24 protein-coding genes and 1 tRNA gene are annotated in these 26243 nt (G+C 40.3%); 17 read left to right on the forward strand and 8 right to left on the reverse strand.

Annotated features, from left to right (window positions below; genetic code table 11):
• Positions 1 to 3: 3 nt before the first annotated feature.
• The 7 genes from mnmG to rpmH form a co-directional block, all read right to left on the reverse strand.
• A complete protein-coding gene (gene mnmG, locus V7D18_RS25430) occupies positions 4 to 1905 on the reverse strand; it encodes a tRNA uridine-5-carboxymethylaminomethyl(34) synthesis enzyme MnmG (RefSeq protein ID WP_426158629.1) in 1902 nt (633 codons plus the stop codon).
• A gap of 23 nt (positions 1906 to 1928) precedes the next feature.
• Entirely contained in the window at positions 1929 to 3308 is a 1380-nt protein-coding gene (gene mnmE, locus V7D18_RS25435; RefSeq protein ID WP_426158631.1) for a tRNA uridine-5-carboxymethylaminomethyl(34) synthesis GTPase MnmE, read from the reverse strand.
• 93 nt (positions 3309 to 3401) lie between these two features.
• Complete coding sequence (gene jag / locus V7D18_RS25440; protein ID WP_426158633.1) at positions 3402 to 4067, reverse strand: RNA-binding cell elongation regulator Jag/EloR; 666 nt, start codon at positions 4065 to 4067, stop codon at positions 3402 to 3404.
• A gap of 12 nt (positions 4068 to 4079) precedes the next feature.
• Positions 4080 to 5360: a YidC/Oxa1 family membrane protein insertase gene (locus tag V7D18_RS25445; RefSeq protein WP_426158635.1), complete on the reverse strand. Its 1281-nt coding sequence runs from the start codon at positions 5358 to 5360 to the stop codon at positions 4080 to 4082.
• Between the two features lie 19 nt (positions 5361 to 5379).
• Positions 5380 to 5595, reverse strand: coding sequence for a membrane protein insertion efficiency factor YidD (gene yidD / locus V7D18_RS25450; RefSeq protein ID WP_117419179.1), 216 nt, complete (start codon positions 5593 to 5595; stop codon positions 5380 to 5382).
• A 4-nt stretch (positions 5596 to 5599) separates the two neighbouring features.
• Positions 5600 to 5947, reverse strand: coding sequence for a ribonuclease P protein component (gene rnpA, locus V7D18_RS25455; RefSeq protein WP_117419178.1), 348 nt, complete (start codon positions 5945 to 5947; stop codon positions 5600 to 5602).
• Positions 5948 to 6019: 72 nt separating this feature from the next.
• Positions 6020 to 6154 (reverse strand): 50S ribosomal protein L34, encoded by a 135-nt coding sequence (rpmH, locus tag V7D18_RS25460; protein ID WP_013274848.1) that lies wholly within the window; start codon positions 6152 to 6154, stop codon positions 6020 to 6022.
• Positions 6155 to 6401: 247 nt separating this feature from the next.
• Between rpmH and V7D18_RS25465 the strand changes: the two genes are divergently transcribed.
• The 6 genes from V7D18_RS25465 (at position 6402) to V7D18_RS25490 (ending at position 12929) form a co-directional block, all read left to right on the forward strand.
• Positions 6402 to 7286 (forward strand): glycoside hydrolase family 43 protein, encoded by an 885-nt coding sequence (locus tag V7D18_RS25465; protein WP_426158639.1) that lies wholly within the window; start codon positions 6402 to 6404, stop codon positions 7284 to 7286.
• Positions 7283 to 8143 (forward strand): AraC family transcriptional regulator, encoded by an 861-nt coding sequence (locus tag V7D18_RS25470; RefSeq protein ID WP_426158640.1) that lies wholly within the window; start codon positions 7283 to 7285, stop codon positions 8141 to 8143. The genes V7D18_RS25465 and V7D18_RS25470 overlap by 4 nt, the downstream gene beginning before the upstream one ends.
• Positions 8144 to 8315: 172 nt before the next feature.
• On the forward strand, positions 8316 to 9629 hold the full coding sequence (locus V7D18_RS25475; protein ID WP_426158642.1) for an ABC transporter substrate-binding protein: 1314 nt from the start codon (positions 8316 to 8318) through the stop codon (positions 9627 to 9629).
• Positions 9630 to 9698: 69 nt separating this feature from the next.
• Positions 9699 to 10604 carry a carbohydrate ABC transporter permease gene (locus V7D18_RS25480; RefSeq protein WP_426158644.1) on the forward strand — a complete coding sequence of 302 codons (906 nt, stop codon included), beginning with the start codon at positions 9699 to 9701 and terminating at the stop codon, positions 10602 to 10604.
• A gap of 13 nt (positions 10605 to 10617) precedes the next feature.
• Positions 10618 to 11460 (forward strand): carbohydrate ABC transporter permease, encoded by an 843-nt coding sequence (locus tag V7D18_RS25485; RefSeq protein WP_426158646.1) that lies wholly within the window; start codon positions 10618 to 10620, stop codon positions 11458 to 11460.
• A gap of 23 nt (positions 11461 to 11483) precedes the next feature.
• A complete protein-coding gene (locus V7D18_RS25490; RefSeq protein WP_426158647.1) occupies positions 11484 to 12929 on the forward strand; it encodes an MGH1-like glycoside hydrolase domain-containing protein in 1446 nt (481 codons plus the stop codon).
• Between the two features lie 89 nt (positions 12930 to 13018).
• On the opposite strand, the gene V7D18_RS25495 is transcribed toward V7D18_RS25490, so the two are convergent.
• Positions 13019 to 13648 carry an ECF transporter S component gene (locus V7D18_RS25495; RefSeq protein ID WP_426158649.1) on the reverse strand — a complete coding sequence of 210 codons (630 nt, stop codon included), beginning with the start codon at positions 13646 to 13648 and terminating at the stop codon, positions 13019 to 13021.
• 458 nt (positions 13649 to 14106) lie between these two features.
• On the opposite strand from V7D18_RS25495, the gene dnaA reads away from it, so the two are divergent.
• The 11 genes from dnaA to V7D18_RS25550 all read left to right on the forward strand — a co-directional run bounded on the left by dnaA (position 14107) and on the right by V7D18_RS25550 (position 26058).
• Positions 14107 to 15483 (forward strand): chromosomal replication initiator protein DnaA, encoded by a 1377-nt coding sequence (dnaA, locus tag V7D18_RS25500; RefSeq protein WP_426158651.1) that lies wholly within the window; start codon positions 14107 to 14109, stop codon positions 15481 to 15483.
• A 258-nt stretch (positions 15484 to 15741) separates the two neighbouring features.
• Positions 15742 to 16863, forward strand: a complete 1122-nt coding sequence (gene dnaN, locus V7D18_RS25505; RefSeq protein ID WP_426158653.1) for a DNA polymerase III subunit beta — start codon at positions 15742 to 15744, stop codon at positions 16861 to 16863.
• 68 nt (positions 16864 to 16931) lie between these two features.
• Complete coding sequence (locus V7D18_RS25510) at positions 16932 to 17138, forward strand: RNA-binding S4 domain-containing protein (protein ID WP_104439514.1); 207 nt, start codon at positions 16932 to 16934, stop codon at positions 17136 to 17138.
• Positions 17139 to 17252: 114 nt separating this feature from the next.
• On the forward strand, positions 17253 to 18338 hold the full coding sequence (gene recF / locus V7D18_RS25515) for a DNA replication/repair protein RecF (protein WP_426158654.1): 1086 nt from the start codon (positions 17253 to 17255) through the stop codon (positions 18336 to 18338).
• 24 nt (positions 18339 to 18362) lie between these two features.
• Complete coding sequence (gyrB, locus tag V7D18_RS25520) at positions 18363 to 20276, forward strand: DNA topoisomerase (ATP-hydrolyzing) subunit B (protein ID WP_426158656.1); 1914 nt, start codon at positions 18363 to 18365, stop codon at positions 20274 to 20276.
• A gap of 14 nt (positions 20277 to 20290) precedes the next feature.
• On the forward strand, positions 20291 to 22864 hold the full coding sequence (gyrA, locus tag V7D18_RS25525; protein WP_426158658.1) for a DNA gyrase subunit A: 2574 nt from the start codon (positions 20291 to 20293) through the stop codon (positions 22862 to 22864).
• A gap of 337 nt (positions 22865 to 23201) precedes the next feature.
• Positions 23202 to 23627, forward strand: coding sequence for an RrF2 family transcriptional regulator (locus V7D18_RS25530; protein ID WP_426158660.1), 426 nt, complete (start codon positions 23202 to 23204; stop codon positions 23625 to 23627).
• A gap of 117 nt (positions 23628 to 23744) precedes the next feature.
• Positions 23745 to 24587: a fumarate hydratase gene (locus V7D18_RS25535; protein ID WP_426158662.1), complete on the forward strand. Its 843-nt coding sequence runs from the start codon at positions 23745 to 23747 to the stop codon at positions 24585 to 24587.
• A gap of 24 nt (positions 24588 to 24611) precedes the next feature.
• Positions 24612 to 25163 (forward strand): Fe-S-containing hydro-lyase, encoded by a 552-nt coding sequence (locus tag V7D18_RS25540; RefSeq protein ID WP_426158663.1) that lies wholly within the window; start codon positions 24612 to 24614, stop codon positions 25161 to 25163.
• An 8-nt stretch (positions 25164 to 25171) separates the two neighbouring features.
• Entirely contained in the window at positions 25172 to 25885 is a 714-nt protein-coding gene (locus tag V7D18_RS25545; RefSeq protein WP_426158665.1) for a lysophospholipid acyltransferase family protein, read from the forward strand.
• An 85-nt stretch (positions 25886 to 25970) separates the two neighbouring features.
• Positions 25971 to 26058, forward strand: a tRNA-Ser gene (locus tag V7D18_RS25550).
• The last annotated feature ends 185 nt before the right edge of the window (positions 26059 to 26243 follow it).

Raw genomic sequence — 26243 nt, forward strand, 5'->3', positions numbered from 1 at the left:
TCCTCACTCCTTCTGATCCATGTTTTTATGATACTTCATTTGTTCTAAGTAAACCAGAAGTACAGAGATATCTGCAGGAGAAACGCCTGATATTCTGGAAGCCTGACCAATAGACATGGGTTTATATAAATTCAGCTTCTGAATGGCTTCTCTTCTCAATCCTTTTACTTCCCCATAATCAAATTCCGCCTGCAGCTTTCTGTTTTCCAGCTTTTTATATTGTGCCACCTGCTGCTTCTGTCTGCGTATATATCCTTCATATTTAATATTGATATCTACCTGCTCCATCACATCTTCAGGAAGAGGAACTCGTTTACTATCAATATCAGTTAACATAATATAATCAAGTTCTGGTCTGCGCACCAGCTCTGCCAATGTTGTTCCTGTTTTTAGCGGGGTGCTCCCGTGCTTCTCTAAAAACTCCTGAACTACCCCGGATGCTCCGATATTTGTTGATTCCAGACGTCTGATTTCTGAATCAATAGCCTGCTCTTTCTTTAGCAGCTTCTCATACCGTTCCTCACTGACCAGACCAATTTTATGTCCGATTTCCATCAAACGAAGATCTGCATTATCCTGACGGAGTAAAAGCCTGTACTCAGCTCTGGAGGTCATCATCCGATATGGCTCTAAGTTTTCCTTCGTTACCAGATCATCAATCAGGACTCCTATATATGCCTGGGAACGATCTAATACAACCGGTTCTCTTCCCAAAATCTTCATAGCAGCATTAACCCCAGCCATAAATCCCTGAACCGCTGCCTCTTCATATCCGGAACTTCCATTAAACTGACCACCGCTGAATAAACCGCTTACAGCTTTAAATTCCAAAGTCGCATTCAGCTGCCTGGAATTGATACAGTCATATTCGATCGCGTAAGCATTTCTCACAATCTTAACGTTCTCCAGTCCCGGAACCGTTCTATACATGGCATACTGAACATCCTCAGGAAGAGAACTGGACATTCCTCCCAAATACATCTCATTGGTATAAAGTCCTTCCGGCTCAACAAATACCTGATGACGGTCTTTATCCGGAAACTTTACTACCTTATCCTCAATAGATGGACAGTATCTTGGCCCTGTGCCCTCAATTGCACCAGAATACAGAGGAGAACGATCCAGATTATTCCTGATAATTTCATGTGTGCTGTTGTTCGTATAAGTAAGCCAGCAGGATATCTGCTCCTTCTGGATGGATTCAGGGTCTGTAGAAAAGGAGAATGGCACTACTCTCTCATCGCCCAGCTGTTCTTCCATTTTGGTAAAATCAATACTTCTCTTGTCCACTCTAGCAGGAGTACCCGTTTTAAAGCGTCTCATTTCAATTCCATTGGCCTTTAAGGATTCTGTTAAGTGATTGGCTGCCTGGAGTCCATTGGGACCTGTATAATTGCTTACATCACCGTAAATGCATCTGGCTCTTAAATAGGTACCAGTGGCAAGTACAGCAGCCTTGCAGCGGTAAATGGCTCCGGAATAAGTCTTAACCCCTGTCAGTATACCATTCTCAGTTATAATTTCCGATACCTCTGCCTGTCTGATGGTCAGATGATCAGTGTTCTCCAGAACCCTTCTCATGGATCTGGAATAGTCCTGTTTATCAGCCTGTGCCCTTAAAGAATGAACAGCTGGTCCCTTGGACTGGTTAAGCATTTTTGACTGAATAAAGGTCTTGTCAATGTTTTTTCCCATCTCTCCGCCTAAAGCATCCAGTTCTCTTACCAGGTGGCCTTTTGAACTTCCTCCGATATTGGGATTACAGGGCATCAGGGCAATGCTGTCCACACTTACCGTAAACATAATCGTCTCAAGGCCCAGCCTGGCACATGCCAGGGCAGCCTCACAGCCGGCGTGACCAGCGCCGACCACTACTACATCATAAGACTCCTCTAAATACTGCATTTTTATCTCCTCTTTTCTGATCGTTACTTACCCATACAGAATTTGCTGAATATTTCATTGACCAGATCATCCTCTACTGACTCTCCCAGAATGATTCCAAGCTGTTCGTACGCATCCATTAAGTCAATGGAATAGAAGTCCTCAGCCATTCCGTCATTTATGCTTTGCTCTACCATACTAAGACTTTTTAAAGCTTCCTCCAGTGCATTTTTCTGTCTGACATTTGTGATATAAACCTGGTCATTAAAATCAATTTCACCTTCATAAAACATCGTCTTAATCTCATGCTCCAGATCTTCTATCCCTGAGCGGTTTCTCGCAGAAATTGTAATAACCTTATGACTGGTTCTTTTATTTAACAGATCCGGTGTCACCACCATGGACAAATCTGACTTATTTAAAACAATAACAGCTTTTCTATCGTCGATAAAAGATAATATCTCATCATCATTCTCATCAAGCGGACAGGAACCATCCACGACATAGATGATCAGATCAGCGCCTTCTGCCGCCTGTCTGGCCTTTTCAACTCCTATTTTTTCCACTACATCCTCTGTATCACGGATACCGGCAGTGTCTATCATATTCAGACTCAGATCCTCAAGCATAATCTGTTCCTTTAATGTATCACGGGTCGTACCAGCGATATCTGTAACAATAGCACGCTCCTCGCCTACAAGAACATTAAGCAGCGATGATTTACCTGCATTGGGTTTACCCAATATGACCGTCTCGATCCCTTCGGAAAGTACTCTCCCATTCTCAGAAGAACGGATCAGACGTTTTAACTCTTCTTTTAAAGGTGCAATTGCATGAAGAAGAGTTTCCTGATAACCATCCAGAGATATATGCTCCGGATCATCAAGTGCCGATTCAATAAATGCAATATGATAAATAATAGTATCTCTCAATGCGCGGACACGCTTGGAAACGGCTCCCTCCAGCTGACTGACAGACGATTTTAAAGCATACCGGTTTTTCGCATTAATTACATCAATGACAGCTTCTGCCTGAGTTAAATCGATCCTTCCACTTAAAAATGCCCGTTTTGTAAATTCCCCCGGCTCAGCCGGCCTTGCTCCATACTTTAATACTGTCTCCAGTATCTTTTTTGTAACCAGAACGCCACCATGGCAGTCAATCTCAACCGTATCCTCTCCGGTATAACTGCCTGGCCCCCTCATAATTAATACCAGAACCTCATCAATCAGTTCTTCTCCATCATAGATAAATCCGTAATGAATTGTGTGGGATTTTTCATCAGAAAGCTTTTTAACCCGTTTTCCTTTCCCCTTAAAAATCCTGTCTATAATCTGAAATGACTCCTCGCCGCTGATCCTTACAATTCCGATTCCGGAACTGGACATCGCTGTGGCAATAGCCGCTATTGTATTCATTTTCATATTCTGTCACCTGTTTAACGCCAGTCATTATACCGGCGTGAGAAAAGGGTTGAGGGTGCCTTCCGACAGCCCCAACCCCTCATTGTTGTTTGACTATTTATCTCTATCCTGATACCGTTCTTTTTTTATATGTTCCTTTTTCAAGGATATTACCACATGTCTGAATGGTTCTTCTCCGTCACTTCTGGTAACAACAAACTTGTCATTCTGAAGTGCGGAATGAATAATTCTTCTCTCATACGGATTCATAGGCTCCAGAGAAACCGGTCTTCTGGTACGCTTTACTTTGTAAGCAATGTTCTTAGCCAGCGTTTCCAGAGTCTCTTTTCTCCGCTCTCTGTAGTTTTCCGTATCCAGTTTCACACGAATATATTCTTCGCTTTCCTTATTTACAACAAGACTTACCAGATACTGCAGAGAATCCAGAGTCTGTCCTCTTTTTCCAATCAGAATTCCCATGTCATCGCCTGACATATTGATGGAAAGTTCACGTTCACCCTCATCAAATGCTGCTTCCATGGAAACACTTATATTCATTGCACCAAATACATCGGAAAGAAAGGTCATTGCCATGTCCTCCAAGGTTTCTTTCTTCCTTGCGCGGATGACAGCAGGCTTTGAACCGATAAATCCCAGAATACCATTACTTCCTTTATCAACAATCTCATACTCCAGTTTATCACTGGTTGTCTCCAGTTGGATTAATGCTTTTGTAATCGCTTCATCAACGGTCTTTGCTGAAACTGTAATCATATCCATAGGTCACCCCTCCTATTTGCTGTGCTTTTCATTGTACTTCGAAACCATACGTGCCTTGGCAGAAATGCTGTTAGGATCAGAACTTGTGCTTTGATAGTAATCAGTGGAAGCCTTTACCTGCTCCTTCGCTTTTTCTATTTTAGCACTCAGTTCTTCTTCTGCCTTCTCATTGGCAGCCTGAAGATTCTTAAGGCTTGCTGTAGCATTCTGAGAAACACGCTGAGGTGGAAGACCTTTTTTTGCACGTTTTTTATTCGCCTTATCCAGATTCTTCTTAATCATCTCATCCATATCAATACGGTTTAAATGACGGTTAATTAAAACCTGCTGAATAATCTGGAACACACTGGATGCGATCCAGTAAATACCGATACCAGATGCAAATGTGAAACAGAAGAATACAGACATTAAAGGCATCACTGTATTCATGCTCTTCATGGACTGAGCCATGGCATTATTCTCATCAGCTCCAGTTTTAGGCTGATTCACAGTCATAAGCTTTGTACTGAACCACTGGCTCGCACCTGCGAGAACAGGAATCAGGAGAGCAAGACTTAAATGGAACCCGCCTCCGGTTGGAAAAATAACACTTGCCGGTGTCGATGCCAGATTAATTCCAAGGAAAGAATTCATATGCTCAATCTGAGCGGCATTGGAAGTAATGGTATCCTGGATGCTTGGATAAAGGGTCTTTAAGGCATTCCACTGATCCGGATTAAGCTGGTATAAAAAATCTACCATTCCATTACTGGTATTTAAATCCCCGATTCTTGATAAGGTAATCTTATGATCAGCTGCAAACTGTGTCAGCTGTGAAACGTGATCTCCTCCAAGAGAAGTAATTGCGGTCACTACATTAACAAATACAGCCTTCACACTCTGTACGTATGCAGGTATATGATAAATAACCTGATAAAGAGCAAACAGAATGGGCATCTGGATCACCAGCTGGACACAGCCTCCAGTCATGGATGTTCCGTATTTTTCATAAACTGCCTGCATCTCCACGTTCTGTCTTCTCATGGATTCCTGATCAGTTTTTCCTTTATACTTTGCCTGAACGGCGGTAAGTTCCGGCTGCATAACGCTCATCAGCTTGGATGATTTCTGCTGTTTTAACGTCAGCGGGAACATTAAAAGCTTTGTTACGAGAGTAAATAAAATGATACATAAACCAATATTCTGGATTCCAACTGCAGAGGTCATCTGGAAAAGCAGATCCATGATCACACCCAGAACAGTTGCAAATGGTCCCAGAAAGCCTCCTACCTTAGTGAGTACTAAGAATTCCAATGAACTACCTCCTCATCATTTACGGAACTGGATCATAACCGCCTTTTGCAAAAGGATTACAGCGAATGATTCTTTTGCAAGCCAAAAACGTACCTTTAAACACACCATACTTTTGGAGTGCCTCAATGGCGTATTGAGAACACGTAGGTGTGTAAATACAGTGAGTTCTTATCTTCAGAGGAGATAAATATTTCTGATATCCTCTGATCATCAAAATCATGATTTTTTTAACCATAAGATCACTTCGATTCTTTTTTTAAAATGTTATGAAGTCCGCACAAGTGCAGATATGCACTTTCGATTGTCTTGTATTTTTCTTCTTTTGCCGCTGTTCTCACAACGACCACGATGTCCAATCCTGTCTCAACCATTCCTTCATGAAGCCTGAAGCTTTCTCTGATTAATCTGGTTATATGATGCCTGACAACACTGTTTCCTACCTTCTTGCTTACCGAAATACCGATTCTTGTATCCGGCCTGTCCGTCTTTAAAACATACATGACAAGAAGTCTGTTAGCAAGGGATTTTCCGCTCTGATAAACTTCCTTGAAATCCCTGTTTTTTTTAATCGAATTAAAATGTTTCATTCAACTCTTTCCTTTTCCGTTTTTCTGGAATTTGAGAAAAGAAAAGGCCACAATTACTTGCGGCCTGGTCCATTAAGCTGATAATTTTGCTCTTCCTTTTGCTCTTCTGGCAGCTAAAACTTTTCTTCCGCCGGGAGTGCTCATTCTGGCTCTGAAACCATGAACTTTTGATCTTTGTCTCTTTTTTGGCTGGAACGTCATTTTCATAATCTACGGACACCTCCTCTTGTTACAATAGCTTATCATAGGCAATATGATGAAACATATTGAGACTATTTTAATTAAACATCATATCAATTATATAGAACAAAGCATGGTTCGTCAAGGGAAAAATATAAGTTTTCATTTGACTGCTAATATTTTCCACATTCCCTGTTTATACAGTATAATAAATAAAACTATATAATTTCCCAAAAGGGAATCACCAAATATTAAAAAAGGATGGGATATTACAATGAAAAGTGAACAAATCAACATCAGAGATCCTTATGTACTGCTGTCCGACGGTATTTATTACATGTACGGAACCCGGGCAGAAACCTGCTGGATGGCCGCTACCGGCTTTGACTGTTATACCAGCACAGACTTAATTAACTGGGATGGCCCCCATGAAGTTTTTCATAAGCCGGAGATTTTTTTTGCTGACAGAAACTGCTGGGCTCCGGAAGTTCACTGTTATAAAGACTCTTATTATATGTTTGCCACATTTAAAGACACTAAAAATTATGGCGGAACTGCCATTTTAAAAGCGGACCATCCTCTGGGACCGTTCACATTACATAGTCATAAACAGATCACTCCGACTGATTGGGAATGCATTGACGGAACCTTTTATGTAAGCCCTGATGGAACTCCCTACATGGTTTTTGTACATGAGTGGGTTCAGATATCGGACGGATCTATCTGTGCAGTAAAATTAAGCAGTGATTTAAGCCATGCCATATCAGAACCTGAACTTCTTTTTCATGCCTCTGAGGCAAAAAGCTGGGTAGTAACAATTGAAAATAAAAACAGGCCCGGTAAACATTATGTCACCGATGGACCTTTCCTTCACCGCACTAATAACGGCCGTCTTCTAATGCTGTGGTCAAGTTTTGGAAAAGAAGGATATACCCAGGCCATTGCTTATTCTGATAACGGAGATATTACAGGAAACTGGATACAGCAGGAAACTCTGCTTTTTGAAAAAGACGGCGGCCATGGCATGATCTTTAAAGACAAAAAAGGAGAACTCATCCTTACCCTGCATACACCAAACGAACACAGAAAGGAGCACCCCGTTTTTTATAGTCTTAAGGAACATGACAACACTTTAATCGTTAAAGGATTATATCAATGAAAGAGGTTATTTTCACAGGAAAATGTCAGGGCATTGGTATCAGCCATGTATCAAGAGACTGCGATCTGGCTGAAACCATAGGATTTTATAAAAATGAATATCAGATTTATTACATTCTCAATGGAGAGCGTTATTTTTATTATGGTGACCACAGCTACCGTATGGGAAAAGGCACACTGACCTTTATTGATAAGAAACTGATCCCTTTTACCAATGTAATCGGCGGAAACTATCATGAAAGAGTTCTGATTGAACTGGAAGAGTCCTGGCTTCGTCTTGCAGGCAGTGCAATGGAACTTAACCTTCTGGAATTTTTTCAGAATAATCACGGTGTTCTCCAGTTAGATGAGAAACAGCAGAACATTCTGGAGAAAAAGCTGTTCCGGATGGAATCTGCAATGAAAAATCAGAAACCCTATGGTGCTTCAGAGGTAAAAAACCTGCTGCTATCCTTATTTCTCATGGTCTTAAATGGTGCCGGAACAAAACCGGAAGTCTATTATATGCCAAAAAGAAAAATGATGCGCTATGTAAAAGTTGCAGAAATCATACAGTATATTATGATTCATTATTCAGAGATCTTTGGTCTGGAGGACCTGTCTAAAATTTTTTATTTAGATAAAAGCTATCTGAGCCGGATTTTCAAAGAAGTAACTAATTTTACTGTCAATGAATTCATCAATTGCCAGAGAGTAGACCATGCCAGAATTCTGCTTCTTGATGATGATCTGTCCATGGAAGATATTTCACAGAAACTGGGGTATGAACGGCTGTCCTACTTTGACCGCGTATTTAAAAAATATACAGGATTATCGCCTCTGCAATATAGAAAATCAAAGAAAAACAATGATGTTTAGTCAATTTAGTGCAAATAAATGGTTTTTTTCGATGTATTGAGGCATTCTTCCAAATGTATTGTAATTGCTTCTGATTAATATTAAAATATACCCATATAAAAGCAAATCCGGATTTCATTATTAGTACATTTTCACAATATTTTTTTCAGAGCAATCACTATTAGGAGGATTTATGAAAACAAAAAAGCTTACTGCACTGTTTCTGTCTGGTCTGATGACTTTTTCTCTTGCCGGCTGCTCCGGAAACAAACCTGATGCATCTTCTGAGTCAGTTTCCCAGGCTACAGGAAAACAGATAACTCTCCGCATGGCGTGGTGGGGTTCTCAGACAAGACATGACGCTACAAACAAGGTTATAGAGCTCTACGAATCACAGAATCCAGGTGTACATATTGAAGCAGAGTTTTACGATTTTGACAGTTACTTTACCAAGCTTGATACTTTAGTTGCAGCTGACGATGTCTGGGATATATTTCAGCTGGGCGGAAACTTCCCCAAATATATTAAAAGCATAGAACCACTGGATGGATATATAAAGGACGGAATTATTAATACCAGTGATACTACGGAAAATTTTCTGGCAACAACAAAGGACAGTAACGGTTCTCAGATTGGTATATCCATTGGTACCAACACCTATGGAATTGCTTATGACCCGGAATTATTCCAAAAAGCCGGCTTGTCTGAGCCTGACAATGACTGGACCTGGGATGACTGGAAAAAAGACTGCATCACCATAAAAGATAAACTGGGTATTTACGGAAGTTCAAAAATTGATCATTTTATAGCAGGTGTAACCATGCGTGCCTCTCAGACGAAAAAAGATGCGAATTTCTTTAAGAAGACCAATGATGGCATAGAATCAGAAGATCCCGCTCCCTTTGCAGATTACTTAAAGATGATCAAAGAACTGACAGATGCCGGGGCCTATCCGGATGCCGGGGCTATAAAAGAAATTAAGGACATAGAGGGTGATTATCTGGTAACCGGAGACGCAGCTATGACCTGGGTTTCCTCCAATCAGGTTTCTTCCATTGTTCATGCCTCCGGAAGGGAAATTAAAATTGCCCCAGTACCAAGATTAGCGAAAAACGGTCCTTATGGAATGGGAATTCAGTCCTCACAGCAGCTTTGTATTTCCAGTAATTCCAAAGCAAAAGAAGAAGCCGCTAAATTTATTAATTTTTTTGTCAATGACATAGAAGCAAATAAAATATTAAATGGTGAACGTGGAGTTCCTATCATGTCAAAGGTAAGAGAGGCTGTTATTTCACAGGCAGATGACTCCGGCAAAATCATTTATGAATTTGTTGATAAAGTAGGAAATTTTCCAAAAGAAAACAGCAATGTTATAAGCCCTGATCCTAAAGCTGAAATTGAAGATCAATATAAGCTTCTGATTGAAAAAGTACAGTATGGCGATGTAACACCGGAAGATGCTGCAAAACAGTTTATGGATTTTTCCAAGTCAAAATTTCAGCCTTAAGTATAATGAAGAGGCAGGTAAGGATTCTCTTTGCCTGCCTTTCCTATGGAAAAAAGGAGGTAATTAACAATGAAAGAACAAAAAATCAACTGGAAAAAAATCCTCTATCATAACAATACCGTAGGCTATATTTTTTCCTTCCCTTTTCTTTTTGGATTTTTTGCATTTACATTGATTCCAGTTCTCGTATCAATGTATTATTCCATGACCAACTATAAACTGGGGCAAAATCCGGTATTTGTAGGACTTGATAACTATAGAAATTTATTTACAGATGACCGATTCCTGAATTCTGTAAAAGTAACTCTTATATATGTCATTACTTCCGTTCCCTCCAAACTGATATTTGCCCTTTTTATCGCATATCTTCTGACTCAGAAACGGCGGGGAGTAACCTTTTACCGCTCTTTATACTACGTGCCATCCCTGATTGGAGGAAGCATTGCCGTTGCTCTTGTCTGGAAAACCATTTTTTCAAGAAAAGGCCTGGCGAACACCATTCTGGCCTCACTTGGTTTTCCAAAACTCTCCTGGCTGGGTGAACCCCATCTGGCAATGGGAATACTTGTTCTCATGTCAGTCTGGCAATTTGGCTCTTCTATGATTATTTTTGCTGCCGGATTAAAGGAAATATCTCCAACTTATTATGAAGCTGCTGAAATTGATGGCGCAGACAAATGGCAGAGATTTACAGCAATTACCCTCCCATGCCTCTCCCCCATTATTTTATACAATCTCATCATGCAGACCATCACTGCCTTTATGGCATTTACCCAGGCTTTCGTCATTACACAGGGCGGTCCCAATGATTCCACTAATTTTTACGCACTCTACGTTTACAATCATGCCTTTAAATGGTCCAATATGGGATACGCCAGTGCCATGTCCTGGGTCATGCTGGCTTTAATAAGCATTATTACATTCCTGCTTTTTAAGACATCAAAATTCTGGGTATTTACAGAAGCAGACCAATAAGGAGGATCATAACATGACAAACAAACATAAAATACAGACTTATGTCTATCATTTATTCGTCTGTGTTCTTGGATTGCTGATGATTTATCCGGTTCTCTGGATGGTCAGCGGCTCGCTTAAGAATAATACAGAAATCTTAAATGGAGGGATGAACTTATTTCCACCCCAGTGGAGATTCTCCAATTTTTTCACTGGCTTTAAGGGTTTCGGAGGTATTAGCTTTCAAACTTTTTTTACCAATTCGTTTTTTGTTGCATCTGTTTCCACCCTGGCAACTGTTCTGTCTTCATCCTGTGTTGCCTATGCGTTTTCCAGGGTAAGCTTTAAAGGACGAAACATCTGGTTTATGTCCATGATCTGCACCATGATGCTCCCAGCCCAGATTATTCTGGTACCCCAATACATTATTTATAACAAACTTGGTTTTGTAGGGACCTACCTTCCTCTCATACTGCCCCATTTTTTCGGCCAGGCATTTTTCATCTATCAGATGATGCAATTCGGTTCCGGAATTCCAAAGGACCTTGATGAAGCTGCAATTATAGACGGCTGCAGCAAATATTCGATATTTACCAGAATTTTTCTTCCTCTTTTGAAACCATCCATTGTAACCACCGTCATCATTCAGTTTTACTGGAAATGGGATGATTTTATGTCTCCCATGATTTATTTAAGTAAACCCCGCATGTATACTGCCTCTGTAGCAATAAAAAACTTCGCAGACTCAACATCCACAACCGATTATGGATCAATGTTTGCCATGTCCACGCTCTCATTGATCCCCGTATTTCTGATCTTCTTATTCTTTAACCGTTATCTGGTGGAGGGAATCAGCGGAAGTGGTATCAAAGGATAATTAACATACAGAGAGGAAAAAACGTGAAAATCGAAACAAGTGTATCATTTCAGACTTCCAACGAACTTTTGCAAAAGCTGATGGATTCAGCAGAAAGAAAAATTCTAAACAACTTAAAAATGTTTGAGAACAGGCTCGTCCTGATAGAAGGAGGAGGATATGAAAAAATATGGCTGGAAACCCAGCCTATGGGCGGAGAAATGTATGCCAAACGAAACATGGAGGCAGCACTTAATAACCAGCTCCTTTTCATGGAACATCAAAGACCGGATGGCCGGCTTCCCGGAAGCATTGCTTTAATCGACAATCGGATCACTCCTCAGTTTGATAAATTCCAGGGCTTTTGTTTCCCCTCTTCTGCCCTTAATATGTATTACTTAATGGGTAAAGATGAAGAATATTTAACTCTCCTTTACCTTACTTTAGAAAAATTTGATTCCTATCTATGGAGAACCAGGGATTCAGACGGAGACGGCTGTCTGGAAAGCTGGTGCAAATACGATACAGGCGAGGATCACGCACTTCGCTATTATGATGCTCCCGATTCCTGGAGTAAAGAAACTCCTCCCACAGATTGTAAAGCAGTTCCCATGGCCTCCCTGGATATTATGAGTTTTTCTTACTCTGCCAGAGAAACCCTTTCCATTATCAGCTCTATACAAGGTAATGAAAACCGTAAAAGCCAATGGAAAAGAAAGGCACTGGCCATCCAGAAAGCCATAAAAGACTATCTCTGGATCGAATCAAAAGATGCCTGCTTTGACCGGGATAAAAATCACAATATTATAAATGTTCTATTTCACAATAATTTAAGAGCCATGTACTGGAACAGTTTTACCAGGTCCATGGCAGAACGTTTCGTTACAAAGCATTTATTAAACCCAGATGAATTCTGGACATATATGCCGCTCCCATCCGTCGCAGTAAATGATCCTCTTTTCCGTAATATAAAAACAAATAACTGGAGCGGACAATGTGAGGCCCTGACCTATCAGAGGGCCATCCGGGCTCTTGAGAATTATGGCTATGATTATCTGATCCCGCAGCTGGGTGAAAAACTATTTAATGCCATTGGGAATTCCTGTGTTTTCGTTCAGCAATATGATCCATTTACAGGCTCGCCATCCCTGATATCGCTGGATGGTCTGCAGGATTCGTATGGACCAGCCATGTTATCGGTTATGGAATATACATCCCGTATGTATGGTGTACACTTAGAACGGAATCATATTTTCTGGGGAACAGCTGGAGGATATGAAAGTAACTATGAACAGATCTGGGGAAATCACACTTTTAGAATTCAAAATAATGAGAATGGCTCTCTGGCTTTTATTGATGGAAAAAAAGTATTTCAGTCAGGAAAAGATTTAAAAATCATAACTGATCTTACCGGTAATCTTCTTTATATAAAGCAATTGTCTCCTGATGCTGACATCAGAAACATAAAAACATACGGAATATCCCCTTAAAGCAAATAAAGTCTCCGGAATGATTCAATTACCGGAGACTTTATTAATTCTTATTATAACTCAACAAACGTGATTAATTTATTAATTTATTAATTTCTCATTACCTTAAAAAGCGCCTGAGTGATGGCAACAGTCAGAATCGCCGCAACGATTGCCTCCGGAATCCCATTAATACAGATTATTCCAATAATCACTGAATAAATTCCTTCCGTCAGACCCTTAGCTGCCTGCCCGTACTCTTTACCAAAAAGAAAATAGATCAGATTCATTACCAGCAATGTGTTGGTTAATGATCCGGCAACTCCTGCCGCCGCAAGTGCTGCAGTCAGTCTAAACTTACTTCCCTTTAAGGCTTTTAATACTCCTTTAAACACATAATACGCCACAATTCCAATTAAAATTCTTGGTACCATACAGATAATCAGGCTTCCCAGATTGCCTCCATACTCTCCCACTTTTACAAATGGTGAGAAGACAAACGAGGTTGGATTTGGCATGTTGGTGTTTTTCCACAGACTTGTCAGTCCAAAAATCATTCCCAGAAATCCGCCATATTTTGGTCCAAGTATTATGGCTCCAATAATGACCGGAACGTGAATGATGGTGGCGTTCATAAATCCCAAAGGAATATATCCGAAGGGCGTAAACGCCATGATGATGATAAGGGCAACAAATATGGCTGCCAGTACCATGTCGCGTGTTTTGTTTCCAGTATTCATATTTTTCCTCCTGTGCTACTGTTCTTTTATAAGATACAATGCATCTGGTTACATTTGCATTATACATAACTGACCATTATCCGTCAATCCTGTCTATTAAATCGACATTTCTTTGTTAATTTACATAAAGTTATCAACATTATGGGGATAACTTGTGGAAAACTCTCTGGATATAATCTTGATAACCTTTTTTTGTGCACATGCCTGTCCTGAACATTTTGATAAATTCAGTATTTCCCGGATGTGAATAACTTAACTTTTAAAATCCCGTTTTTTGTGGACAACTTTCTCTCTGGATGCTTATCAACAATCCATAAACATCTAATTCACAGCCCTTTCACACACTTATCCACAATTTTTTACTATTATCATTGAAAATTATTACAAAATAGTATAGAATGAACAGTAGATTGGGCTAATGCGCATATTTGCATTTTAATAGATGTAGGAGACATACAATGTTAGAAAAGTTAAAGGAAAAATGGGACGAAATCTTATTGAATTTAAAAGAAGAGCACGAAATTACAGAAGTTTCTTTCAAAACCTGGCTTCTCCCGCTAAAAGTTCATACCGTTGACGGAGATAAGGTAATCGTCTCGGTACCGGATGTAGAATTTCTGGGATACATCCGCAAAAAATACGGGTTTCTTCTAAAAATAACCATAGAAGAAGTGACTGGCTTCGAATGCAGCGTCGATTTTGTTGTGGAAAATCAGATTCAAAAAGAAGCAGCTCCCGCTCCTGCAGGCAATACACTTATTACAAATACAGTGAATGCGGTCAGTCAGTCCGCAATCATAAACGCTAATTTAAATCCGAAATATATCTTCGATACCTTTGTTGTAGGTGCTAATAATAATCTGGCACACGCAGCATCCTTAGCAGTTGCAGAATCCCCCGGTGAAATATATAACCCTCTTTTCATCTATGGAGGTGTGGGACTTGGAAAAACTCACTTAATGCATTCCATCGGTCATTTCATATTAAAGAACAATCCGAATGCAAAGGTTCTTTACGTAACCAGTGAGAAATTCACCAACGAGCTGATCGATGCGATCCGAAACAAGAACAACTTCTCTCCTACTGAATTCAGGGAAAAGTACAGAAATAACGATGTTCTTTTAATCGATGATATTCAGTTTATCATCGGCAAAGAAAGTACACAGGAAGAATTCTTCCATACATTTAATGCATTATATGAATTAAAGAAGCAGATTATTATTTCATCTGATAAACCGCCAAAGGAAATAGAGACACTGGAAGAACGTCTCCGTTCCCGTTTTGAATGGGGTTTAACAGTGGATATACAGTCTCCTGATTACGAAACCAGGATGGCCATTCTTCGCAAAAAAGAAGAGATGGAAGGCTACAACATCGACAATGAGGTTATCAAATACATAGCAACCAATATCAAATCCAACATCCGGGAGCTGGAAGGCGCCCTGACAAAAATCGTTGCACTCTCACGCCTTGATAATAAGGAAATCACCGTAGAGCTGGCTGAAGAAGCCTTAAAAGATATTATATCTCCTAATGATAAACGAGAAGTCACTCCTGAACTGGTTATTCAGGTTGTTGCTGACCACTATGGTCTGACTCCTCTTGACATCTGTTCTCAGAAACGAAACAAGGAAATCGTATATCCACGTCAGATTGTGATGTACCTCTGCCGTGAGATGGTTGGAACCCCTCTGCAGTTGATTGGAAAATTCCTTGGAGGAAGAGATCATACCACCATCATCCATGGTATTGAAAAGATCTCCGGAGATATAAACAAGAACGAATCCTTAAATAACACCATTGAGATATTAAAAAAGAAAATTAATCCACAATAAGGTGTGAATCATCTGTTAATTTCATGTGGATAATTAAGCGGCTCATAAGGGTTCTGATCAGTCTGTGGATAACCCATTATTTTTCCTCACGTTTTGTGGACGTTATTCACATTGTTATGAACAGGACAAGTTAAGGCTTTATAACGGTTATCAGGGCTTTTACACAAACCCACAGCCCCTACTACTAATACGACGAAATTAAACTATATTATTTATCTATTTATTGTTATTTTGAGAGCAAAGGAGTTATCAACAATTATGAAACTGACATTTAAGCAGGATGCCATTTTAAATGGCATTAATATTGTATTAAAAGCAGTTCCCAGCAAAACAACCATGTCCATCCTGGAATGCATCTTTATTGATGCCAGCGGTTCTGAAATTAAGCTCACTGCCAATGATATGGAACTTGGCATCGAAACGAAGGTGGATGGAACCATCCTGGAGAGGGGAAAGATTGCTCTGGAAGCTAAGCTTCTATCAGAAATCGTCAGAAAGCTGTCCTCTTCCGGTGATTCCATGGTAACCATTGAAAGTGATGAAAAATTTACCACAACGATTTCCTGTGACAACTCTATTTTCCATATACAGGGCCGGGATGGTGAGGAATTTGCGTACTTACCTTATATTGAGAGGGATCACTATATCTGTTTATCACAGTTTTCCTTAAAAGAAGTAATCAGACAGACCATCTTTTCCATCGCACCGAACGACAGTAATAAGATGATGACTGGAGAACTATTTCAGGTTACCGGAAACCAGCTGAAAGTGGTTTCTCTGGATGGTCACAGGATTTCCATTCGGAATATTGAATTAAAAGATACATATCGTGATATAAAAGTCATTGTTCCTGGCAAGACTCTAAATGAAATCAGTAAGATACTTGGGGGGGACAACGAAAAAGAAGTTCTTATCTTCTTTAGTACAAACCATATTTTGTTTGAATTTGATGATACAATCGTTGTATCCCGTCTGATTGAAGGCGATTATTTCCGTATTGATCAGATGTTGTCCAGTGATTATGAAACAAAAGTCAGTGTAAACAAGAAAGAACTTTTAGACTGCCTTGACCGGGCAACTATCCTGGTAAGGGAAAATGATAAGAAACCTCTGATCATCAACATTGAAGACCAGGAAATGGAACTTCGCATGAATTCCAGCTTTGGATCCATGAATGCTCAGGTAGCAACTCATAAAACTGGCAGTGACATCATGATTGGATTTAATCCAAAGTTCTTAATCGATGCATTAAGGATCATTGATGATGAAGAAGTGACAGTATTTATGCTAAATCCCAAATCCCCGTGCTTTATCCGGGATGAAGAGGGAAAATATATTTATTTAATTCTTCCTGTTAACTTTAACGCGGCAGCTGTTTAAAATCATTGCAGGAGCGTCCTTTGGACATACCTTTATGTCCAAAGAGCGTGGACAAGAAAGAGGAAATCATGGAAACTATAAAATTAAGGGATGAGTATATCAAGTTGGGACAGGCTTTAAAAGCTGCCGGTCTGGTAGGATCCGGTGTTGATGCGAAGTTTGTCATTGAGGACGGTCTTGTTTCCGTAAATGGACAGCCTGAATATCAGAGAGGAAAGAAATTAAGAAGCGGAGATATGGTCACTTTTGATGGTAAGAGCATTAAAATTGAGTAATGCTGCCCAGCCATACCTTTATGTCCAAAAAGCGTGGACAATAGAGAGGAACGCCCTGGGGGCATACCTTTATGTCCAAAAAGCATGGACAATAGAGAGGAAATCACAACATCCATGATCATTGAATCGATAGAGCTTAAGAATTATCGCAACTATGATGAATTACATATGGATTTCAGTCAGGGAACCAATATACTCTATGGGGACAATGCCCAGGGGAAAACGAATGTCTTAGAAGCAATCTATGTCTGTGCTACGACAAAATCCCACAGAGGCAGCAAGGACAAGGAAATTATACAGTTTGACAGGGATGAGTCGCATATCAAGCTAAACGTCAGAAAGAATGATATTCCATACCGGATTGACATGCATTTGAAAAAGAATAAGGCTAAAGGCGTGGCGGTAAACGGCGTTCCCATCCGCAAAGCCAGCGAATTATTTGGAATCGTCAACGTTGTATTTTTTTCACCGGAAGACTTAAATCTCATAAAAAACGGACCGGCAGAAAGGCGCCGGTTCGTTGACATGGAATTATGTCAACTTAACAAACTGTATGTACACTCACTGGTCCAGTATAACCGGATTGTGACACAGCGAAATAAATTATTAAAAGATCTGGCATTTCGCCCGGACTATGAAGAAACACTGGATATATGGGATATGCAGCTGGTGCAGTATGGGAAAGAGATCATTCTTTACAGAAAAGAATTTGTTGAGAAACTTGGAATGATTATTGAACCCATCCACCGTAAACTTTCCGGCGATAAAGAATCTTTGCGTATTCTCTATGAGCCGGATGTGGAGGCAGAATCTTTTGAAGAAACATTAAGGCGAAGCAGAGGTCAGGATTTAAAGCAGAGAACCACTCTGACAGGCCCCCATAGGGACGATTTAAGTTTCATGGTTAACGGCATTGACATCAGGCGGTTTGGGTCTCAGGGACAGCAGCGGACAGCAGCATTATCTTTAAAACTGGCAGAAATAGAACTGGTAGAAAATATTGTGCATGATTACCCCATTCTTTTGCTGGATGATGTATTGTCTGAACTGGATAACAGCAGACAGAATCAATTACTGGCAGGAATTAATCATATACAGACTGTAATTACCTGTACGGGACTGGAAGATTTTATAAATGACCGGTTCCACATTGATAAAATATTTAAGGTAATAAACGGTACCGTAGACAATGAAAATTAACGATTCAGGAGGAAGCGTACGAATATGAGTCAAGAATATGGTGCAGATCAAATCCAGATATTAGAGGGGCTTGAGGCAGTAAGAAAGAGACCCGGTATGTATATCGGCAGTACATCCATCAGAGGACTTCATCATCTGGTATACGAAATCGTGGATAACGCGGTGGATGAAGCTCTTGCAGGATACTGTGACAGCATAGAAGTAGTCATTCATAGTGACAACTCCATAACAGTTGTGGATGATGGACGTGGAATCCCGGTAGGAATTCAGAAGAAAGCAGGCATTCCTGCTGTTGAGGTAGCGTTTACCATTCTTCATGCCGGCGGAAAATTTGGCGGAGGAGGATATAAGGTATCCGGTGGACTTCACGGAGTAGGAGCATCGGTTGTAAATGCTCTTTCCCAGTGGCTGGAAGTAGAGATCCGTACAGAAGGAAAGATCTATAAGCAGCGTTATGAGAAGGGGAAAACCATGTACCCTCTAAAGGTAATTGGAGATTGCGATCCCGAGGAACATGGAACCACGGTAACATTTCTTCCTGATAAAGATATTTTTGAGGAAACTGTATTTGATTATGATACTTTGAAAATACGTTTAAGAGAAACTGCTTTTCTGACTAAGAATTTAAAGATCATTCTTCGTGATGAGAGAGAGGATTCTCATGAACATGTATTTCATTACGAAGGCGGAATTAAAGAATTTGTCACCTATTTGAATAAAGGGAAGACTCCTCTTTATGATCAGGTATTTTACTGCGAGGGAACGAAAGACGGTGTATATGTGGAAGTAGCCCTGCAGCACAATGATTCCTATACAGAAAATATTTACAGCTTTGTAAATAACATCAATACGCCGGAAGGCGGAACCCATTTGATTGGATTCAAGAATGCACTGACAACCACGTTAAATGATTATGCCAGAAAAAATAAGCTGTTAAGAGAAAGTGAGACTAATTTAACCGGTGAAGATATCCGGGAAGGTATGACAGCTATTATAAGTGTAAAGATTGAAGAACCGCAGTTTGAGGGACAAACCAAGCAGAAGCTTGGAAACAGTGAAGCAAGAGGTGCGGTAGATGGTCTTCTTAGAGAACAGCTGACTTATTATCTGGAGCAGAATCCGGGAATTTCAAAGACTATCTGTGATAAATCTATTCTGGCTCAGAGAGCAAGAGCGGCTGCGAGAAAGGCAAGAGATTTAACCAGAAGAAAAACAGCTCTTGAAGGTATGGCGCTTCCAGGCAAACTTGCGGATTGTTCTGATAAGAACCCGGAGAACTGTGAGATCTATATCGTAGAGGGAGACAGTGCGGGCGGTTCTGCAAAGACAGCCCGATCCAGAAATACCCAGGCAATCCTTCCTTTGCGCGGTAAGATTTTAAACGTGGAAAAAGCAAGACTGGATAAAATTTATGCCAATGCGGAAATCAGAGCCATGATTACAGCTTTCGGAACCGGTATTCATGATGATTTTGATTTAACCAAATTAAGATATCATAAAATCATTATCATGACCGATGCCGATGTAGACGGTGCCCATATCAGCACTCTGCTTTTAACCTTTTTATACAGATTCATGCCGGATCTGATCAAAATGGGTTATGTATATCTGGCACAGCCGCCGTTATATAAAATTGAGAAAAATAAAAGAGTATGGTATGCTTACAGCGATGAAGAACTGGATTCCATCTTAAAAGAGGTGGGAAGGGACAATAACAATAAGATTCAGCGCTACAAAGGTCTGGGAGAGATGGACGCAGAACAGCTTTGGGAAACAACAATGGATCCGGAAAGAAGAATTCTTTTAAGAGTCAATATGGATGAAGATTCCCAGTCCGAAATGGATTTAACATTTTCAACCCTGATGGGTGACCAGGTAGAACCAAGACGTGAGTTTATCGATGCGAATGCCAAATACGTACAGAATCTTGATATTTAATTGGAGGAAATAAAATGGAACCAAATATCTTTGATAAAGTTCATGACGTGGACTTAAAAAAGACCATGGAAAAATCGTATATCGATTATGCCATGAGCGTCATTGTTTCCAGGGCACTGCCGGATGTCCGAGACGGATTAAAACCGGTTCAGAGAAGAGTCCTGTATTCCATGATTGAGCTCAATAACGGTCCGGATAAGCCACATCGTAAATGTGCCCGTATCGTTGGTGATACCATGGGTAAGTATCACCCTCATGGTGACAGCTCTATTTATGGAGCCCTGGTAAATTTAGCCCAGGAATGGTCCACCAGATATCCTCTGGTAGACGGGCACGGAAACTTCGGTTCTGTGGATGGAGACGGCGCAGCTGCCATGAGGTATACAGAAGCCCGTTTAAGTAAAATCTCCATGGAAATGCTTGCAGATATCAATAAAGACACCGTTAATTTCAGTCCGAACTTTGATGAGACAGAGAGGGAGCCGGATGTACTTCCATCCCGTTACCCAAATCTTCTGGTTAATGGTACATCAGGCATTGCAGTAGGTATGGCAACCAACATTCCTCCTCATAATCTGAGAGAAGTCATTGGAGCTGTTGTAAAAATTATAGACAACCAGGTGGAAGAAAACAGAGAAACCTCTATGGAAGAGGTTCTGGATATCATTAAAGGACCAGATTTTCCTACAGGTGCAACCATCCTGGGAAAACGGGGCATAGAAGAAGCTTACCGTACAGGAAGAGGCAAGATTCGTGTAAGAGCGGTCAGTGATATTGAAGCTATGCCCAACGGAAAGAGCCGTATAATCGTTACGGAGCTTCCTTACATGGTTAATAAAGCACGTCTGATTGAAAAAATTGCAGAACTGGTAAAAGATAAAAAAATTGATGGTATTACGGACCTTCGGGATGAATCAGACCGTACAGGTATGAGAATCTGCATTGAACTGCGCCGTGACGCCAACGCTAACGTAATTTTAAACCAGCTCTTAAAGCATACCCAGCTTCAGGATACATTTGGTGTAATCATGCTGGCCCTTGTAAAAAATCAGTCCGGTGTTCTTGAACCTAAAGTATTAAATCTGGTTCAGATGTTAAGTTACTATCTGGAACACCAGAAAGAGGTTGTAACCAGAAGAACCCGTTACGATTTGAACAAGGCAGAGGAACGTGCCCATATCTTGGAAGGATTGCTCATTGCCCTGGATAATATTGATGAAGTGATTCACATCATCAGAGCATCACAGAATGTTCAGGTTGCAAAAGCAGAACTTATGAGCAGGTTCGGTTTAAGTGATCCTCAGTCCCAGGCAATCGTTGACATGCGGTTAAGAGCTCTTACAGGTCTGGAAAGAGAGAAGCTTGAAAACGAATACAAAGAGCTGGAAATGAAAATTGCAGAATTAAAAGCTATTCTTGCAGATGAGAAAAAACTTCTTGGAGTAATCAAAGAGGAGATCAGCATCATTTCCGCAAAATACGGGGATGACAGAAGAACCTCTATTGGATTTGATGAGTTTGATATGTCTATGGAAGATTTAATTCCTGATGAAAATACCATCGTTGCCATGACAAAGCTGGGTTACATCAAGAGAATGTCCGTAGATAATTTCAAGAACCAGAATCGTGGCGGAAGAGGGATCAAGGGTATGCAGACCATCGATCAGGACTATATTGAAGATTTGATGATGACAACGACCCACCACTATCTCATGTTCTTTACCAATACGGGAAGGGTTTACCGCTTAAAAACATATATGATACCGGAAGGAAGCAGAACTTCCAGAGGAACTGCCATAGTAAATCTTTTGCAGATGCTCCCGGGAGAAAATATTACAGCCATTATTCCCATGAAAGAATATGATGATGACAAGTTCTTATTCATGGCGACCAGAAACGGTATGGTTAAGAAAACACCGATGATGGAATACGCCAATGTCAGAAAGAACGGTCTTCAGGCAATTGTTCTTCGTGAAAATGATGAACTGATTGAAGTGAAAGCTACAGACGATACCAACGATATATTCCTGGTGACGAAAAAGGGACAGTGTATCCGGTTCCATGAAAAGGATGTACGTGTCACAGGCCGTGTTTCCATAGGTGTAATTGGTATGAAGCTTAATGATGATGATCAGGTAGTTGGAATGCAGATGGATTCTCAGGGACCAAAGCTATTGATCGTTTCTGAAAATGGAATGGGTAAGAGAACTCCTATTGAAGAATTTACTCCTCAGAGAAGAGGCGGTAAAGGTGTTCTGTGCTACAAGATTACAGAAAAGACCGGTGATATAGTAGGGGCCAAGCTGGTTCAGGATGATCATGATCTTCTTCTGATAACAACAGAAGGAATAGTAATCAGAATTTCCGTTAATGATATCTCTGTTATTGGAAGAAATACTTCCGGTGTAAAACTGATGAACATTGACCAGGATTCAGATATTATTGTTGCAAGCATCGCAAAGGTAAGGGATGACGGAAGCAAATCTGAAGGAGAAGGTTTAGATGAACTGGATCTGGAAGATGCAGAGGAATTCCCAGAGACAGAGGAAAACTCTGATGTAACAGAAATTCCAGAAACAGAAGAATAAATCTTAGCATAAACAATATAGAAAAAACTGTCCTTATAATACCAATCACAAACAGAGGACTGTGAAAAAGTCTCAGGCTGCAGAAAATATTTTACTGCTTCCTGAGACTTTTTCTTTAGTCCCGATAAAAGGAGAAAATTTAGCTTGGAAACTGACCCAGGCGTGGCGCAGATAGCCGCACAGATTCTATTGCTTTTTATCAACCATCCAGGAGGCTATTAGAACTTTGTTTTTGGCCTCCTACCCTTGACAATCAGCATACAACTTGGTAAGATACAAACTGAAACTACAATAATTACAGATAAAGATGCAAGATTTAAGAGAATGGGGGATTAGCATGACAAGTGAATTTGCAGTCGCAGTTCACGGACTGGTATATCTGAATCAGAGACAGATTACCACATCCAGTGAAGAACTGGCTTCCAATGTCTGCACAAATCCTGCCCGTGTCAGAAAAGTTATGGCAAAACTGAAAAAGGCAGGTATCATTGCAACAAAAGAAGGTCTGGAAGGAGGATATCATCTGATTGGTGATCCGGACACAATTAATTTGAAGCAGATATGCGATGCACTTGATGTAGCCTTTGTATCGTCTTCCTGGAAATCAGGAGATGAGAACAATCCCTGCATGGTCGCTTCCGGGATGTCCGGAGTGATGGATGAAATTTATGGAGAACTCAATGATTTATGCAGAGACAGAATGGAGCAGATAACGATAAAAGATATTCATGAAAAATTAATCCGGAATCGGCTTAGTATATAGTGAAAGAAAGTGAGCGGGAGTGGTGAATGCCATTCCCCTTTTTTTATCTTGATTTCGTCATATGATTCGTATATGATTAAGTAAAGACAATGAATTACCGTTTATCTGGAGGAGATCATGATCAGAACCATAAGAGCAGAAGAAATCACAAAAAATATCAAGGAAATGTGCATAGAAGCAAATCATGTCCTGTCAAAGGATATGGAAGAAGTATTTTTTCAGTCAGCAGAGAAAGAAAAGTCAGCTTTGGGAAAACAGATTCTCTGCCAGCTTAAAGAAAACTTGAAAATAGCCAGAGAAGATCTCATACCTATTTGTCAGGATACAGGAATGGCAGTGATATTTTTAAAAATAGGTCAGGATGTACATATTGAGGGAGGTATCCTGGCAGATGCCGTGAATCAGGGAGTGCGCGAAGGGTATACAGAAGGGTATTTAAGAAAATCAGTAGTTGAACCCATTGAACGAATTAATACGAAGGATAACACCCCTGCAGTCATTCATTATGAAATCATCCAGGGAGACCAGATTGATATAACTGTGGCACCAAAGGGATTCGGCAGTGAAAATATGAGCCGTATTTTTATGCTGAAACCCGCCGATGGTCTGGATGGGGTAAAGGAATCAATTTTAACAGCTGTAAAGGAAGCAGGACCAAATGCATGTCCGCCAATGGTTGTGGGTGTCGGTATCGGAGGTACTTTTGAAAAATGTGCCCAGTTGGCAAAGCATGCGCTGACCAGAGACTTAGATGAAAAACCATCAGTTCCCTATGTAAAAGAACTGGAAACAGAGATGCTGGATAAAATTAATAAACTGGGAATTGGACCCGGAGGATTAGGTGGAACCGTTACCGCGCTTGCAGTCAATATTGAAACATATCCTACCCACATAGCAGGTCTGCCAGTAGCAGTGAATATCTGCTGTCACGTTAACCGGCATGCACACAGAATTATATAGGATTGGATAGAAAGGGAGGAAATCATGGATTATCATATGAAAGCGCCAGTAAGTAAAGAGGATGCACAAAAATTGAAAGCAGGAGATTACGTCTATCTTACAGGAACTATATATACTGCCAGAGATGCAGCACACAAAAGAATGAAAGAAGCACTGGATAACAATGCATCCCTGCCTTTTGATATTAAAGGCAATGTGATTTATTATATGGGACCATCCCCGGCCAGAGAAGGGCGTCCGATTGGGTCTGCAGGTCCCACAACAGCTAGCCGTATGGATCGATATACGCCCCAGCTTCTGGATCTGGGACTTGGAGCTATGATTGGAAAAGGAAAAAGGAGTAAAGAAGTTATTGATTCAATAATTAGAAATCAGTCCGTCTATTTTGCCGCAGTAGGTGGGGCAGGTGCACTTCTTTCCAAATGTATTTACTCATCAAAGGTAGTTGCTTACGAAGATCTTGGAACAGAGGCAGTCAGATGTCTGGAAATTAAAGACTTTCCTGTTATCGTAGTGATTGACAGTAAAGGTAATAATCTATATGAAACTGCGCTAGCACAATTCAGAGAGGAATAGACCAGTCCATGAACCGAATTTTCTATATGGTAGTAAGAAACTTTTACCGTGTGCCCCTGTGGTTCTATAAAATCAGGAAGATGGGCATTAAGGAGGAATATTATCCTCACAAAGAACGTTATGAATATATTCGCAATGTAGTAAAGAAAGTAAATAAATCAGGGCGTGTGGAGGTTGCCGTTCATGGAATAGAGAATCTTCCTTCTGAGAATGGATTTATTCTTTTTCCCAACCATCAGGGGCTGTTTGATATGCTGGCGATTATGGAAGCCTGTCCTAAACCATTAAGCGTAGTTGTAAAAAAAGAGGCCGCCAATCTGATCCTGGTTAAGGAAGTAGTAAAAGCACTGGATGGTTTCTATATAGACCGCCAGGATATAAAAGCTTCCTTAGAGATAATATCTAAGATGACAGAAGGGGTGAAAGAGAAGAAGAATTTTGTAATCTTCCCAGAGGGGACGCGCAGCAGAGAGGGAAACAGATTGCTGCCATTTAAAGGAGGTACGTTTAAAAGTGCGGTAAATGCCGGTTGTCCCATTATACCAGTTGCGCTGATTGACAGTTTTAAACCCTTTGATGAGAATTCATCCAGAAAGCAAAAAGTGGAAGTATGCTTTCTAAAACCCCTTTATTATGAGGATTATCAGCATTTAAAGACCACTCAGATTGCTGAATACGTGCACAATAAAATACAGGAAGAAATAAATCAAAAAATGGGTTGACAAGTCGAATTATATCTTGTATAATTGTCAATGCGTCTGGAAAAGATATACTTGATAGACACATCATATGGAGATTAAGAACTACGGAGAAATACTCAAGAGGCCGAAGAGGCGCCCCTGCTAAGGGTGTAGGTCGGGCAACCGGCGCGAGGGTTCAAATCCCTCTTTCTCCGCTCATTTCCAAATGATTATTTTTTTTCTTCTGGGTTGAAAAAAGTGGTTGACACTTATGTGAAACCATGATATTATATACCAGCTGTCAAAAAACAGTAAAAAAGAAAATAAAAAAAGTTGTTGACAAGATAGTAACGATATGATATGATTAACAAGTTGCTGTTGAGAAACAAAACAACAAAAA

This window comes from Lacrimispora sp. 38-1 (assembly GCF_049890855.1).
Classification (GTDB): Bacteria; Bacillota; Clostridia; order Lachnospirales; family Lachnospiraceae; genus Lacrimispora.